A 15,290-nucleotide genomic window follows, 5' to 3' on the forward strand; every position below is an offset into this window, starting at 1 on the left:
TTTATTACTTAGGATGCAATGACTATACGACAATGTCTTCATAGGCATGATGTAAGACGTAGTCTGCATGTTCATGGCCTTGTGCAGCGGCTTTACTGAGCCAAAGTTCTGCAAGTTCATAATTACGGTCCAAGCCGAGTTCTCCACGTAAATAACCGAGACCTAAGCGATATTGGGCATCTTTATGACCTTTTAATGCGGCACTTAAAAAATTCCACATGGCATTGCGATAGTCAGTAGGGGATTGGTCTGCTGAATCCATAGTATGGTGACTGAGAAAGTCTTGATGGTGTTGAGCCGCAAGACTTTCAAAATAAGTCCCTTGGGCGTAATCACCTTCGGCTTCTGGAATCGAAAGATGCATTCCTTGCAACTTTGGATTCATCTGTTGTGACAACAGTGCATAGATTTTTTTCAGAGCTTGTATCATCATTGTTAAACTCCTTGTTTCTAAATATAACCACTTGATTAATAAAAATATTAATTGCAGTCATTCGTGCGCTGCGATGAATGATTTAATTGTTTTAAACAGATCACACTTAAGATGAAAATTAGCATGCTTGTCATGATATGTGAATAGGTATTAAAAAAATATTTATAAGTAATTTCAGTTATCTAGATCGAGAAAATTAATTTGAATAAACTGAAAGAGGATGCTGAAAAAGCAGTTTTTAAGCTTGAAAGTAAAACGTAATACTGAAGGTTGAATGATGTAATTTTATTACGTTTACTGCACCTGTTAAGCTCAAGGCTGAAGAACATATAATTTATAAAGGTCAGAAAATAATGAGTGAGCATTATGGGCATGACCACAGCCATGCCGTTGTCACAGAAGGGAATGTCAAAAAATTAAGTTTTGCCTTAGCACTGACCACGACATTTTTGATTATTGAAGTCATTGCTGGATTTATGACGCAAAGTTTGGCGCTATTGTCAGATGCGGCACATATGTTCACCGATGCTGCAGCCCTTGCTATAGCATTGGTCGCGATCAAAATTGGCAAGCTTCCTGCTGATAACAAACGTACCTTTGGCTATCAGCGTTTTGAAATTTTGGCAGCCTTGTTTAATGCCTTGATGCTATTTGTGGTTGCGATTTATATTTTGTATGAGGCCTATCAGCGCTTTTCAACGCCGCCGGAAATTCAAAGTATGGGCATGATGATTGTGGCCGTCATCGGTCTAATCATTAACTTAATCTCGATGCGTATTTTATTTTCCAGTTCACAAGAAAGCTTGAATGTGAAAGGGGCGTATCTAGAGGTGTTAAGTGATGCCTTAGGTTCGGTCGGTGTGATTATTGGCGCAGCGATTATTTATTTTACCGGCTGGATGTGGGTCGATACGCTTATTGCGGTGCTCATTGGCTTTTGGGTCTTACCAAGGACTTGGATTTTACTCAAACAAAGTATCAATATTTTATTGGAAGGTGTGCCTGAAGAAATCGACATAGAAAAATTACGCAATGATTTATTGGCACTCAAAGGGGTGGAGAGTATTCACCAGTTAAAGGTCTGGGCAATTACGTCAAAGAATGTGCATTTGACGGTTCATCTCTTTGCACCTGAAGCCGATCGTAATGCCTTGTATTTTGAGGCGATTGAAATGTTGCAACATGAACATGGAATCACGGAGATGACATTGCAAATCGAAGAAGATGAATGTGTGGTACACCAACACACCCAAAAGTCTGATCATGCACATGAGCACCTTCAAGATGATCACGCGCATTCTTATGATGAACCACATCAGCACTAATGCTGATGTGATTTAAATGGCCTGTTTAGATTTCCCACTCATGATTACATTCGCGGCATTTCCATTTTTTCTGTGATTGCATAAAACCTTGCATTGAGATTTTAAAATCTGGCAGGTCGCGATAGAACATGAAGCCTGCAATCAAGCAAGCAATAAATACAACAACAGTCGCAGTTTGTAATGTAGTACCTGCACCGTCACCAAAAATCCACATTGCGATGCTGATAATCACCAACAGTAAAAGAATAAATACCGCAGGGATGAGGATAATCAGGCTTTTTGGCACGACAGGACGAGCAACAGGCTGGCCTGCTTGCGCAAGGGGCATAATTTTAGGGCTTTGACATTTTGGGCAACGGTATTGCATTGCAACTCCATAATTTTAATCTATGGTTTATTTTAATCAGAATGACGCAGAAAGCAAAAATACCGTAAATTTAAATCAGATAAAATTTAGGCAATAAAAAACCCAAGTCATAATGCTTGGGTTTTTTATAAGATGATTTGCATCACCTTGAATATGGCGTCCCTACGGGGATTCGAACCCCGGTTACCGCCGTGAAAGGGCGATGTCCTAGGCCTCTAGACGATAGGGACAATTTGAGGCAACTTAGAGTTGGTTGACACCATCTCTTGGTATGGGCGCTATATTAGGGGGATAACGCCCATCCGTCAACTAAAAAATCAATTAAGCTTCATCAACTGCATCATTTTTCGGCAGTTTTAAGCTTTCATTGAGTTTTTCCCATGCTTTTGTTTCTTTTTTACTCGGGCTGCCCACAATTTCAAGTGCATGACGTAAGCGAGCAAAGGTTAAATCAGGACCAATGGTTACCATTGATTGCATAACCGGTGTCGAAGATGTCGAACCAGCAATAGCAATAAAGAAGGTTGGCATGAAGTCACGAAGTTTAATGTCCATTTGGTTCGCTAAATCCATAAGCGTTTGGCTGACGGTGTCATTGTTCCAAGTGAACATGCTTTCTAGACGCCAAATGGCAAATTGAAGGCTTTGACGCACTTGTTCTTCAGTCAATTTTTTGCTTTCAAACTGTTCTTTGCTGAGTGTTGGGAATTGGTTGAAATAAAAACCTGCCCAATTCACTGCTTCAGATAATAAATTAATACGCGGTTGAATCGCAGCAGCAATTTCTTCCAAGGTATTACGATCTGATTTCCAAGCCAGTAGGGTATCGAGCAATTGACCCGGTGTTAAACCTTTAATCCATTGACCATTTAACCAGTTTAGCTTTTCAACATCAAAGATTGGACCGCCTAGTGATACACGTTGAATGTCAAAGTGTTCAATCATTTCAGCCAAAGTGAATTTTTCACTTTCATCCGGCATTGACCAGCCCATACGGCCTAAATAGTTCAATAATGCTTCAGGTAAAACGCCGATGTCTTTGTAGTAGTTAATTGACGTTGGGTTTTTACGTTTAGACAGTTTTGATTTATCTGGGTTACGTAACAACGGCATGTGGCATAGCACTGGCATGTCCCAGCCAAAATATTTGTACAACAATTGGTGTTTAGGCGCAGATGGAATCCATTCTTCACCACGAATCACGTGAGTGATTTCCATTAAATGGTCATCAACCACGTTTGCCAAGTGATACGTCGGTAAACCATCGGTTTTCAGTAGAATTTGCATGTCGACTTGCGCCCAAGGAATTTCGACTTCACCACGTAGTAAGTCGTTAAATTTACAAATCCCTTCTTCAGGCACTTTCATACGAATGACATGCGGTTCACCAGCAGCCAAACGCTGTGCAACTTCTTCTGCAGTGTGTTTTAAGCCACGACCGTCATAACGCGGTGATTCACCACGTGCTTGTTGTTCCGCACGCATTTGATCGAGTTCTTCTGCTGTTGCGAAGCAGTAGAATGCATGACCTTTTTCAACCAGTTCCAAAGCATATTGTTTATAAATGTCCATACGTTCAGATTGACGGTATGGCGCATGAGGGCCACCTACATCTGGACCTTCTGACCAGTTCAAACCTAACCAACGCAATGAATCTAAAATCATTTTCTCAGATTCTGGGGTAGAGCGCAGTTGGTCTGTATCTTCAATACGAAGAATAAATTCACCGCCATGTTGCTTCGCAAAACATAAGTTAAACAATGCAATATAAGCAGTCCCAACATGCGGGAAACCAGTAGGAGAAGGTGCGATACGAGTACGAACAGTCATAATCAGCTTTTAATCAGAATGTAAATTGGGATCTATTATAACGAAAAAGCCTGATCACTTAATGCTTAATTCAACATTGAATGATCAGGCGTTTTTTAGTATTTTTTAGACGACAGTAGGGGAACTCGTCTAAAACAATAGCTTGGACAGCATCAGTATGCTGATGTCGTTATGAGTTGCTACCAGAGAAAATGGCTTGAACAAAACGAGAAAAACTTTGGTTTTGTGATGCAAAGAAACTTTGAGTCGGTGCAGCTTTAATAGACGTAAGTACTTTTAAATTATCGTCAGTACGGCCTTTACCTTCAGATTTTTGCTGATTAATCGCTTTTTCGATCAATGAGGTACGTTCAGCAGGCATCGTAAGTTTGTTATTCGATGCGGTGCTGGTTGCAGCACAAAATCCAGTCTGTGCAGTCACGCTTAAACTTAAGCCTAGGCATAGTGCGTATGAAAATTTCATGTCCAAATCTCCCCCTAGTTTTGGTGATGGAACTTTTTATTTGCAAAATAGTTTTAATATTTAGACTACGATTTAACCATCTTTCGTAATTAAAAAGTAGAACTACGTCACAATTTTTACAAAAAAACTAAAAAAGTCTGTACTAGGATTACCTAAATAGACTGTTTTCTCCAGATTTTCGGATGTTTTAGCAAACAACTATGAAGATAGCATGGAGATCGCTTCTGATTGTTGCTGTATTAGCAGAATTAAAGCTTTAAATACGTTATTTTTAGATATCTTTAAAACAGAAATAGATTTGAATTTATATTATAGATAGCTGATTGTTAAAGTTATTTTTGATTTATATAGTGCTCTCAAGATCAATTTGAGTTTGAGCAGATGAAAAAAATAATAGCATCGGGCATTTTCGCTTTGTTGGGTGGGGTGGCGGTACAGGTGTATGCCGCAAAAGATTTCTTAAATGTTTCTTATGACCCAACACGTGAGTTTTATCAGGAATATAACCAAGAATTTGGACAATATTGGAAAAAACGTACAGGACAAGAGATTAACTTTAAACAATCACATGGTGGTTCTGGCAAACAAGCTCGTGCAGTGGCAACAGGTTTACAAGCAGACGTTGTCACTTTGGCATTGGCCAATGATATTGATGAAATTGTGGCGACAGGACAAATCAATAAGAACTGGCAAAAGCAATTTCCACATAATTCTGCACCGTATACCTCAACCATCGTATTTTTGGTGCGCAAAGGTAACCCGAAAAAAATTAAAGATTGGAATGACCTGACCAAACCGGGCGTTGAAATTATTACGCCAAATCCAAAAACAGGTGGGGCACCGCGTTGGATCTATTTATCAGCATGGGGATATGCCTTAAAACAACCGGGTGGCAATGATGCCAAAGCCAAAGAATTGGTGAAAAAACTCTATAGTAATGTCAAAGTATTGGATTCTGGCGCACGTGGTTCACTCACGACCTTTGCTGAGCGTGGCATTGGAGATGTCTTGCTGTCTTGGGAAAATGAGGCACTGTTAGCAACTCAGGGCTTAGGCAAAGATAAATATGACATTGTTTATCCGTCTATTTCAATTTTAGCTGAACCTTCGGTGGCTGTGGTAGATAAAACCGTCGATAAAAATGGTAATCGAAATTTGGCGAAGGGTTATTTGAACTATCTATATTCACCTAAAGGTCAAGAGCTGGCAGGTAAATATTTCTTCCGCGCTCGCGATGCAAAAGCCACTGCAAAGTACGCTGCTCAATTCCCGAAAGTTCAAACCTTTACCATTGATAAAGTGTTTGGCGGTTGGGCTAAAGCGCAAAAAACACATTTTGTGAATGGTGCGATTTTCGATCAAATTTATAGTGAAAAGAATAAAGAGTAAAACGATCCACCATAATGGGCGTTGTAAAAACGGATAATTTAGATTATCCGTTTTTTGCATATGTAATGCATAAAAATCTATATATAGGGAATAAGTAGATTGTTTTTGTGTATTTTAATATGAAAAACAAACAATTAAATTCGCTGTGTTGGCTGTATTCAGCAAGACGTCTAAACACGCTGCAATTGCGATTTATGACTTTATTTCATATATTTAGCAGTATTGAATATAAATTTATGCTGGCTGTTATGAAAACTCAATTTAAGGCGTGGATCAGTGCTGCGTTGCTTGCCACTGGTGTTGCTTTCTCAGCGTCTGCTCAGGCCGCTGATCGTGAATTTTTAAACGTTTCTTATGATGCAACGCGTGAATTTTATGACGAATTTAATAAGTCATTTGGTGCATATTGGAAAGAGCGTACCGGTAAAACGGTTGCATTTAAACAATCACATGGTGGTTCAGGCAAACAAGCCCGTTCCGTGGTTGATGGCTTAAAAGGTGATGTCGTGACTTTGGCGTTGGCCAATGACATCGAAGAAATTGTGAAGTCTGGTCAGATTCAACCAGGTTGGCAAAAAGAGTTTCCACATAACTCAGCGCCATATACGTCAACGATTGTCTTCATGGTGCGTAAGGGCAACCCGAAACATATTAAAGATTGGTCTGATTTAACCAAGCTGGGCGTACAAATTATTACCCCGAACCCGAAAACTGGCGGTCTCCCACGTTGGGTTTACTTGTCAGCTTGGGGTTATGCTTTGAAACAGCCGGGTGGTAATGAAGCGAAAGCCAAAGATTTCGTGGGTAAAATGTACTATAACGTAAAAGTGATGGACTCTGCGGCACGTGCATCGATGACTACATTTGCAGAACGTGGTATTGGTGATGTGTTATTGACTTGGGAAAACGAAGCTTTAGTTACTCAAAAAACTTTGGGTAAAAATAAATTTGATATCGTGTATCCATCGATGTCGATTTTGACTGAGCCTTCAGTGGCAATCGTGGACAAAACTGTCGAAAAAAATGGTAATAAATGGTTAGCTCAAGGCTATATCAATTATCTTTATTCTCCATTAGGTCAAGAGATGGCAGCTCGTCATTTCTACCGCCCACGTAATGCGGCAGTTTTAGCAAAATATAAATCACAGTTCCCGCCATTAAAAACCTTTACCATTGATGAAGTGTTTGGTGGTTGGGCAAAAGCACAACAAACACATTTTGTGAATGGTGCGATCTTCGATCAGATCTACAATAACAAGCGTTAATACATCGAAATCTATGATTTGAGATGTTCAAAGACCTCCTTCGGGAGGTTTTTTAATGGATGGCAAAAAATAAAAACGGTTTTCTCTATGGAAAGTAATATTTCTGTACAAAAAGACGTTTGGAGCTTTGCTAAAACAAGGTAATAATGTGCAGTTACATTTTTAGCTGTGTTGAACGAACCCTTATGTCGCATATTTCTGTATTACTTCATGAAACTGTTGATGCTTTACTGGCAGATCGCAATACAGGAATTTTCGTAGATGGCACATTTGGGCGTGGCGGTCATACGCGTTTATTACTGTCTAAATTAGATGAAAATGCACGTGTTTATGCCTTTGATAAAGACCCGCAAGCATTGGTCGTTGCAGCAGAATTAGAACAAGAAGATGCGCGTTTTAAAATTATTCACGCCAGTTTTGCCGATTTAAAAGAAGAACTGCGTAGTCGTGGTATCGATTTGGTCGACGGTATTATGGCGGATTTAGGGGTGTCATCTCCACAGTTAGACCAAGCAGAGCGTGGCTTTAGCTTTATGAAAGATGGCCCACTTGATATGCGTATGGACAACTCACAAGGTCCAACAGCCGCAGAGTGGTTGGTTGATATTGAAGAAGAAGATTTGGCCAATATTATTTTTAAATATGGTGAAGAACGTTATAGCCGCCGTATTGCCAAAGCGATTAAAGCGGCAGGGTATATTGAAACTACAGCTCAATTGGCAGAAATCGTAAAAGTTGCCCACCCGAAATGGGAAAAAAATAAACATGCAGCGACACGAACTTTCCAAGCAATTCGTATTGCTATTAACAAAGAACTCGACGATATTGATATCTTCTTACCTCAAGCGGTGGATATGCTGAAACCTGAAGGCACTCTTGCAGTGATCAGTTTCCACTCTTTAGAGGATCGTTTAATTAAACAATTTATTCAAAAAGAATCTACACTTGCAGAAGACACAGGCTGGGGTTTACCACAAAAACGCGAAGATACCCGCCGCTTAAAAAAAGTGTCACGAATTAAAGCAAGTGAAGAAGAAGTTAAAGCCAATCCGCGATCTCGTAGTGCTTGGCTTCGTGTGGCAGAGCGTTTAGCTTAAAAGGCAAAGAATGAAAACCGAAGCAATCGAAAAAAACTCTGATCAATCGCAGTCGAAGAAAATCATTACATATGGCATTTTATTGCTCTTGGTTTTTGTGAGTGCGATTATGGTAGTGTTTCAAGTCTTTGAATATCGCCAAGATTATCGTCAATTGAGTACCTATATGCGTGAAAGGGATGACCTCAACGCAGAATGGGGACGTTTGCTGATCGAACAACAAACTTTCGGTGCAACAGCCCAAATTGGGACACGTGCAGTTACCCAATTACGGATGTATTCGCCTCCTATTGCACAAACCGTTGTTATTTCATTGCCACAAACTCCAGAACAGAAAAAATAGGCTGCCGGTCACATGGTTGAAAAGAGAAACAAACAAACTCCGCGTAAAAAACAGCAGTCTGTTACTGGTCGTACAGCCATTTCGGTGGAGATGTGGCGCTATCACTTGATGTGGGCAGTGGTTTTACTGTGCTTTATTGCATTGGTCGGTCGGGCTTTTTATGTACAAATCATCAACAAAGACTTTTTACAAAATAAAGCCAATGCCAAAATTTTAAGAACTGAAACCTTAAAAGCCATGCGCGGTGTAATCTATGACCGTCACGGCGTTCCTTTGGCCATTAGTACTCCGATCATGAAAATCGTGATCGATCCACGTGATTATTTTGACAATAAAAAACTCTTTGAAGAAATTACGGCCGAATTGGCTAAAGATCCAAACAATCGTAAGTTAAAACGTCAATTACCAGATAAAAATCTGAATTTAGATGAACTCGCTGATGCTGTAGGGATGGATCGTGCTGAATTGAGACGCAAAATGAATGAGCGTCCACGTTCACGTTATTTAGTTTTAAAGAAAGAAGTGCCACCACAACAAGCTGAATTGATCATGAAACGTGACTTTCAGGGGGTATATACCGAGAAAAACTATAAGCGCTACTATCCACAGCCTCAGCCAAACTCACAAATTATTGGTTTAACCAATAGTGAGGGTATGGGCATCGAAGGTTTAGAGATGCAATTGAATGAACGTCTTGCAGGCGTAGATGGTGCGCAGCAAATTGTCCGAGATAAAAAAGGCAACCGCGTTAAAGACCCTGAGATCGTGAAAGAGGTTGAGTCGGGTGAAAATATCACGCTGAGTATTGATTCACGTTTGCAATACATTATGTATCGTGAGTTGACTGCAGCCGGCGTAGCCAATAACGCACGTTCTGCAACCGCGATTGCCGTGGATGTCAAAACAGGTGAAATTTTAGCGATGACGTCTTGGCCGTCGTACAACCCGAATGATAAAAAAGGTGTCTTAAATAAAGATGCTATGCGTAACCGTGGTGCGATTGACTCCTTTGAGCCAGGTTCAACCATGAAGCCATTGACCGTGGCAATGGCATTGGAAAGCGGTAAATACACGGCAAATACCGTTGTAAATACCACACCCGGTTCTATGCGTGTAGGGAATCATACTATCCGAGATACGCATAACTATGGCCCTCTGACTTTGGGCGGCATTATTCAAAAATCGTCTAACGTCGGTGTGGCAAAAATCGCTTTATCTCTCCCTTATGAAACATTACCAACGTTCTATCAACGTCTTGGCTTTGGTCAACGTTCAGCGGTGAAATTCCCCGGCGAAAGTGCTGGTCTGATTTTGCCGAAGAGTAAATGGAATGTGTCAGAAGTAGCGACCATGGCTTATGGTTATGGTTTGAACGCTACAGTGCTTCAACTGGCTGATGCTTATGCCATGATTGCCAACAAAGGCGTCAAAATGCCACTGAGCTTGTACAAGCTTGAGGAAAAGCCGAAAGGTGAGCAGATGGTTGACCCTAAAATTGCTGATCAAGTGCTTTTAATGATGGAAGCGGTGACCTTACCGGGTGGTACGGCACGTCAAGCCAATATTCCGGGTTATCGCGTGGCAGGTAAAACTGGTACAGCACATAAATTACGTGCAGACCGTAAAGGCTATTCGACTTCAGAATATCGAGCACTCTTTGCCGGTGTTGCACCAGTGAGTGATCCACGTTTGGCCATGATTGTTGTGGTGGAAAACCCGACAGGTCAGTATTACGGTGGTCTGGTGGCTGCACCAGTTTTCGCTCGTGTAATGCAAGAATCTTTACGTTTAATGAACGTACCATTAGATAAACCTTTAGACACTCCTAAGATCCAGTAATAGGTGATGAATGAAAATTACGTTTCAAGATCTATACACCGTTGAACAGCCCGCTGAATGGATGTTGCAATCCTTTCAGGGCTTCAATCTGGATAGTCGCAAAGTTACAGCAGGGCAAATATTTATTGCCCTGACTTCGTTTTCGCAACCTGAAAAAACAGCACAATTTGCACGTGCAGCGTTAGAGAATGGCGCGTTGGCTGTCATTTCAGAAACTGATTTGGGCTTGGATCAAAGTGTCGTGATCGCGGATGTGCGTCAATTGATGGGGCAGTGGCAAAAGCAATATTTACAGGCGACTCAACCAGCTCAAGCTGCACGAATTTTGGCAGTGACGGGTACCAATGGTAAAACCACGATCTCTCGTTTAATCGCTGAATTACTCATGCTGCAAGGCAAAAAATGTGCAGTGATGGGAACCACTGGTAACGGAATTTTACCGAATTTAGAAGCCTCATCTCACACCACTTTAGATGCGTTGCATATGCAAAATGCGTTGCATGCATATGCACTTGAGGGAGCAGAGTTTGCTGCCATTGAGGCAAGTTCGCATGGCTTAGAACAAGGCCGATTAAATGGCTGTGCAATTGAAATTGCCGCTTATAGCAATTTAAGTCGTGACCATTTGGATTATCATAAAACCCTTGAAGCCTATGCTGAAGCGAAATCACGTTTGTTTCAGTTTCCATCGCTCAAAGTTGCAGTCATCAATCTCGATGATGAACATGCAGAAGTGATGCTGAATGCCGCACGCCAAAACCCGGCTCAGCCTAAAATTTTGACTTATTCAACGCGTCAGGCTGCGGATTATCAAGTGACGGATATTCAATACAGCTTAACGGGCGCACAATTTAAATTGCGTACTGCTCAAGCTGAATTTGTGGTGCAAAGTCCATTATTGGGACACTTCAATATTGAAAATATTGTGGCGAGCTTAATTTCAGCGGAGCAAGCGGGTTTTGACTTATCTGCCTTGATCGCAACTGCGCCCGAGTTAAAAGGTGCACCGGGTCGTATGCAAGTGATTCGTGATGATGAACGCCTGTTTGTGGTGGATTATGCACATACACCAGATGCCTTGATTCAAGTGTTACAGACTTTAAAACGTCATGTATCGCAACAGCTATGGGCGGTGTTTGGCTGTGGTGGTGATCGTGACCGTGGTAAGCGTCCATTGATGACACAAGCGGCATTAAACCATGCAGATATTGCGTTGATTACCTCAGATAATCCACGTACTGAAAACCCAGAACAAATTTTTGCAGATATGAAGGCTGGTATTGATTTCACTGGAAAAACTGTCCATGAAATCCATGACCGCCGTGAAGCGATTAAATTCGCAGTCAACCATGCGCAAGCGGGTGATATTGTGGTGATTGCTGGTAAAGGCCATGAAAACTATCAAGAAATTGATGGAGTTCAACATTGGTTTGATGATGTGGTGGAAGCGAAATCAGCGATTGATTCACAGCATCACAACACTGACTCGGCTTATCCAGCGCAATAGGAAACAGATATGCATACTTCAACGACCAGTACGGTTCCATTAGAACCATGGACTGCCGAACAGTTGGTTCAAGCGACACGAGGTCACTGGCATAATAATCAAGCGCCGACAGGTCCTGTGAAACGAATTTTGACCGATTCACGTCATGCAGAGCAAGGCGATACTTTTCTTGCCCTGAAAGGTGAACGCTTTGATGCGCATGACTTCCTTGCTCAAGTGGCTGAAAAGGGTTGTGAAATTGCCATTGTGAGTCATCCGGTCGATGTGGATATTTGTCAGTTGGTGGTTGCAGATACACGTTTGGCGCTTGGACATTTGGGTGCATTTCGTCGTGCCCAAAACCCAGCTTTAAAAGTCATTGCCTTGACAGGAAGCAGTGGTAAAACCACAACCAAAGAGATGCTCGGGAGTATCCTTTCTCGTCTTGCACCAACATTAATTACGCGCGGTAATTTAAATAATGACCTTGGTGTGCCGATGATGTTACTTGAGTTGCGTCCAGAACATCAGTATGCCGTGATGGAGCTTGGTGCCAGTCATAAAGGTGAAATTGATTACACCTCAAATTTGGTACAGCCTCAGGTTGCCGGAATTTTAAATATTGGCACCGCTCATATGGGTGAATTTGGTGGGCGTGATGGCATCTGTCGTGCCAAGTCTGAAATTTATGCACATATAGCGAAAACAGGAACTTCGATTGTGCCTGCGGCAGATGATTTTACAGATGCCATTCGTCAAGCTGTGCAAACTGAGCAAGTAATGAGTTTTGGTCAGGGCGGGGATGTCTTTGCGACTGAGATTGAACTTCAGGCTCAATCTTCTCGTTTTATCTTAAATACGCCGCAAGGTTCACGTCCAGTTCAACTGCCATTTGCTGGTGAACATAATGTGCAAAATGCCACTGCAGCCGCAGCTTTCGCGTTGTCGATTGGTGTGAGTTTAGATGATATCGTTGTGGGGCTTGAACATGCGACAGGTGCCAAAGGCCGTCTAAACTTTATTCAACATAAAGATTATTTGTTTATTGATGATACTTACAATGCAAATCCAACCTCAATGCGTGCTGCTGCTGATGTACTTGCGCAGCAAGATGGCATCAAAGTCATGGTCATTGGGGATATTGGTGAGTTAGGTTCATCTGCTGCACAGCAGCACTACATGTTGGGACGTGACCTTGTGTCACACGCTGGTCTTCAATTTGTCGTTGCTGTCGGTGAGTTTTCACCTGCTGTGCAAGAAGGCGCGCGCAGTACACAATATGGTAAAAAATTACAGGCCTTTCTTACTCAAGAACAGGCTTTACCGTTATTAATTAGTCTAGTCAAAACACATCAGCCTCAGTCCATGAGTTTCCTGTTTAAAGGTTCTCGTTATACCCACATGGAAACTTTGATGGCTGAATTGATGGAGAAACTTTAATGCTGTTATGGTTATTTGAGCAGCTTGCGGGTTATCACAGCTCGTTTCAGGTTGTTCGTTATTTAACGCTTCGTTCACTACTCAGTGTCTTAACGGCATTGGCCATTGGTCTGTTGCTTGGACCTGTGATGATCCGCAAATTGCAAGCTCTCAAATATGGTCAGGCAGTCAGTTCATTTGCACCTGAAAATCATGCCAAAAAAATGGGCACACCGACTATGGGCGGTGTGTTGATTTTACTATCTATTGGGATTTCAACCTTACTTTGGGCCGATCTTTCAAACCCTTATGTATGGATTGTACTTGGCGTGATGGTGATCTTTGGTGCTGTTGGCTGGGCCGATGACTGGATTAAAATCCGTTATAAAGACAATGCCGGTCTGCCTGCGAAGAAGAAATTCTTTTGGACTTCTGTGGCATCGTTAGGCGCCGGTATTGCGCTCTATGTGATTGCGACACAGCAAGCAAACCCAGTACATACCTCAAATATGTTGGATCTGCTGATTCCATTCTTTAAAGAAATTAGCATTCCATTGTCTATTATTCCACTCGGTATTGGCTTTATTGTCTTTACTTATTTGGTGATTAACGGCGCATCTAATGCTGTGAACTTAACCGATGGTTTAGATGGCCTAGCAATTATGCCAATCGTTCTGGTTGCCGCAGGTTTAGGTGTATTTGCTTATCTGGCTGGTGATGTTCGTTTTGCCGATTATTTACATATCCCTTATGTGAAATACGCATCTGAACTTGTCGTGATCTGTGCGGCAATGATCGGTGCTGGTTTGGCATTCTTATGGTTTAACGCACATCCTGCTCAAGTGTTTATGGGTGATGTCGGTGCCTTATCTCTAGGTGCGATGCTCGGTACGATTGCAGTCATGGTTCGTCAAGAAATCGTTTTTGCCATTATGGGCGGTGTCTTTGTGGTTGAAGCTATTTCTGTCTTCTTGCAAATTGGCTCGCTGCGTATGCGGAACAAGCGTGTATTCTTAATGGCACCGCTACACCATCACTATGAAAAAAAGGGATGGCGTGAAACGCAGGTGGTGATTCGTTTCTGGATTATTACAATTATGCTGGTAGTTTTGGGTCTAATGACTTTAAAATTACGTTAAGCAAATAAATAAACGAAACCGGCATTTGCTCCCACAGATGCCGGTTTTTTTATTTCAAAATATAGTGGAGTAAATGATGAACCTGTTGATGTGTCCTGTATGCCGTGAAGCATTAAAACTCACAGAGCGGACATGGCGCTGTGAAAATAATCATAGCTATGATGTTGCAAAACAAGGCTATGTCAATTTACATGTGGTTCAGCATAAACACAGTAAAAACCCAGGCGATACGCCAGAATCTGTACAGGCGCGTCGTGCGTTTTTGAGTGCCGGTCACTATGCACCTCTGCAACAGGAAGTGGTGGCTTTGATTCAAAAATTAAGGGTTGAAAACTTGTTGGATATTGGCTGTGGTGAAGGCTATTACACCGATGCGATGCAAGCTGAAGTATTACAGTGTGTGGGTGTCGATATCGCTAAAAATGCAGTACAAGTGGCCGCTAAACTGAATAAAGAGGTGACTTGGGTGGTTGGGACAGGGGCAACCTTACCTGTATTAGATCATTCGATTGACTTGTGTACGAGTTTATTTAGTCCTATTCCTCAAGAAGAAATCCTTCGTGTGTTAAAGCCTGAAGGGCACTTGATGGTGGTCACACCTGCGCCAGAGCATCTTTATGCAATGCGTGAAGCCCTGTTTGAAGAAGTAAAACTACATGAACCGCATAAATTTGTGGAACAACTGGCGAATGATTTTGAATTGGAAAGTGAACAAGTGGTTCAAGCGAAAATGTCACTTTCTCAGCAGGATCTCAAAAACTTAATTGCAATGACGCCTTATGCCTATAAAGTGAAAGCTGAGCGTCGAGAAGCTCTAGAAAAAAATGAACAATTTGAGTTGCAAGCGCAGTATCAAATTTATCTCTTTAAAAAGAAATAATGCATTGGAAGTGAT

General features: G+C 41.7%; 14 protein-coding genes and 1 tRNA gene. 10 read left to right on the forward strand and 5 right to left on the reverse strand.

The annotated features are described in order from the left end of the window. Positions 1–22 precede the first annotated feature (22 nt). Positions 23–433, reverse strand: a complete 411-nt coding sequence (locus FTT94_RS02910; protein ID WP_180170199.1) for an SEL1-like repeat protein — start codon at positions 431–433, stop codon at positions 23–25. A gap of 353 nt (positions 434–786) precedes the next feature. Between FTT94_RS02910 and FTT94_RS02915 the strand changes: the two genes are divergently transcribed. Then, a complete protein-coding gene (locus FTT94_RS02915) occupies positions 787–1,758 on the forward strand; it encodes a cation diffusion facilitator family transporter (protein ID WP_180170200.1) in 972 nt (323 codons plus the stop codon). Between the two features lie 25 nt (positions 1,759–1,783). Here the strand turns inward: FTT94_RS02915 and FTT94_RS02920 are convergent, their stop codons facing one another. The 4 genes from FTT94_RS02920 to FTT94_RS02935 all read right to left on the reverse strand — a co-directional run bounded on the left by FTT94_RS02920 (position 1,784) and on the right by FTT94_RS02935 (position 4,418). Further along, positions 1,784–2,125, reverse strand: coding sequence for a hypothetical protein (locus FTT94_RS02920; RefSeq protein WP_078189395.1), 342 nt, complete (start codon positions 2,123–2,125; stop codon positions 1,784–1,786). Positions 2,126–2,279: 154 nt separating this feature from the next. Beyond that, positions 2,280–2,355: transfer RNA gene (locus FTT94_RS02925), tRNA-Glu, on the reverse strand. A gap of 91 nt (positions 2,356–2,446) precedes the next feature. Next, positions 2,447–3,955, reverse strand: a complete 1,509-nt coding sequence (gene gltX, locus FTT94_RS02930; protein ID WP_180064867.1) for a glutamate--tRNA ligase — start codon at positions 3,953–3,955, stop codon at positions 2,447–2,449. Between the two features lie 169 nt (positions 3,956–4,124). Further along, on the reverse strand, positions 4,125–4,418 hold the full coding sequence (locus tag FTT94_RS02935; RefSeq protein ID WP_078192541.1) for a hypothetical protein: 294 nt from the start codon (positions 4,416–4,418) through the stop codon (positions 4,125–4,127). 381 nt (positions 4,419–4,799) lie between these two features. On the opposite strand from FTT94_RS02935, the gene FTT94_RS02940 reads away from it, so the two are divergent. The 9 genes from FTT94_RS02940 to FTT94_RS02980 all read left to right on the forward strand — a co-directional run bounded on the left by FTT94_RS02940 (position 4,800) and on the right by FTT94_RS02980 (position 15,275). After that, on the forward strand, positions 4,800–5,807 hold the full coding sequence (locus FTT94_RS02940; RefSeq protein WP_180170201.1) for a sulfate ABC transporter substrate-binding protein: 1,008 nt from the start codon (positions 4,800–4,802) through the stop codon (positions 5,805–5,807). A gap of 248 nt (positions 5,808–6,055) precedes the next feature. Further along, positions 6,056–7,072 carry a sulfate ABC transporter substrate-binding protein gene (locus tag FTT94_RS02945; protein WP_180170202.1) on the forward strand — a complete coding sequence of 339 codons (1,017 nt, stop codon included), beginning with the start codon at positions 6,056–6,058 and terminating at the stop codon, positions 7,070–7,072. A gap of 185 nt (positions 7,073–7,257) precedes the next feature. After that, positions 7,258–8,169, forward strand: coding sequence for a 16S rRNA (cytosine(1402)-N(4))-methyltransferase RsmH (rsmH, locus tag FTT94_RS02950; protein ID WP_180170203.1), 912 nt, complete (start codon positions 7,258–7,260; stop codon positions 8,167–8,169). Positions 8,170–8,179: 10 nt separating this feature from the next. Beyond that, positions 8,180–8,512 (forward strand): cell division protein FtsL, encoded by a 333-nt coding sequence (ftsL, locus tag FTT94_RS02955; RefSeq protein ID WP_078189390.1) that lies wholly within the window; start codon positions 8,180–8,182, stop codon positions 8,510–8,512. Between the two features lie 12 nt (positions 8,513–8,524). After that, on the forward strand, positions 8,525–10,351 hold the full coding sequence (gene ftsI, locus FTT94_RS02960; protein ID WP_078192538.1) for a penicillin-binding protein PBP3: 1,827 nt from the start codon (positions 8,525–8,527) through the stop codon (positions 10,349–10,351). A gap of 10 nt (positions 10,352–10,361) precedes the next feature. Further along, positions 10,362–11,858, forward strand: coding sequence for a UDP-N-acetylmuramoyl-L-alanyl-D-glutamate--2,6-diaminopimelate ligase (locus FTT94_RS02965; RefSeq protein WP_180170204.1), 1,497 nt, complete (start codon positions 10,362–10,364; stop codon positions 11,856–11,858). A gap of 9 nt (positions 11,859–11,867) precedes the next feature. Continuing rightward, positions 11,868–13,277: a UDP-N-acetylmuramoyl-tripeptide--D-alanyl-D-alanine ligase gene (gene murF / locus FTT94_RS02970; RefSeq protein ID WP_180170205.1), complete on the forward strand. Its 1,410-nt coding sequence runs from the start codon at positions 11,868–11,870 to the stop codon at positions 13,275–13,277. Beyond that, on the forward strand, positions 13,277–14,395 hold the full coding sequence (mraY, locus tag FTT94_RS02975; protein WP_078189386.1) for a phospho-N-acetylmuramoyl-pentapeptide-transferase: 1,119 nt from the start codon (positions 13,277–13,279) through the stop codon (positions 14,393–14,395). Before murF ends, mraY begins: the two co-directional genes overlap by 1 nt. A gap of 76 nt (positions 14,396–14,471) precedes the next feature. Next, positions 14,472–15,275 (forward strand): putative RNA methyltransferase, encoded by an 804-nt coding sequence (locus FTT94_RS02980; RefSeq protein ID WP_180055437.1) that lies wholly within the window; start codon positions 14,472–14,474, stop codon positions 15,273–15,275. Positions 15,276–15,290 lie beyond the last annotated feature (15 nt).

The organism is Acinetobacter sp. YH12027 (assembly GCF_013420085.1).
GTDB lineage: Bacteria > Pseudomonadota > Gammaproteobacteria > Pseudomonadales > Moraxellaceae > Acinetobacter > Acinetobacter amyesii.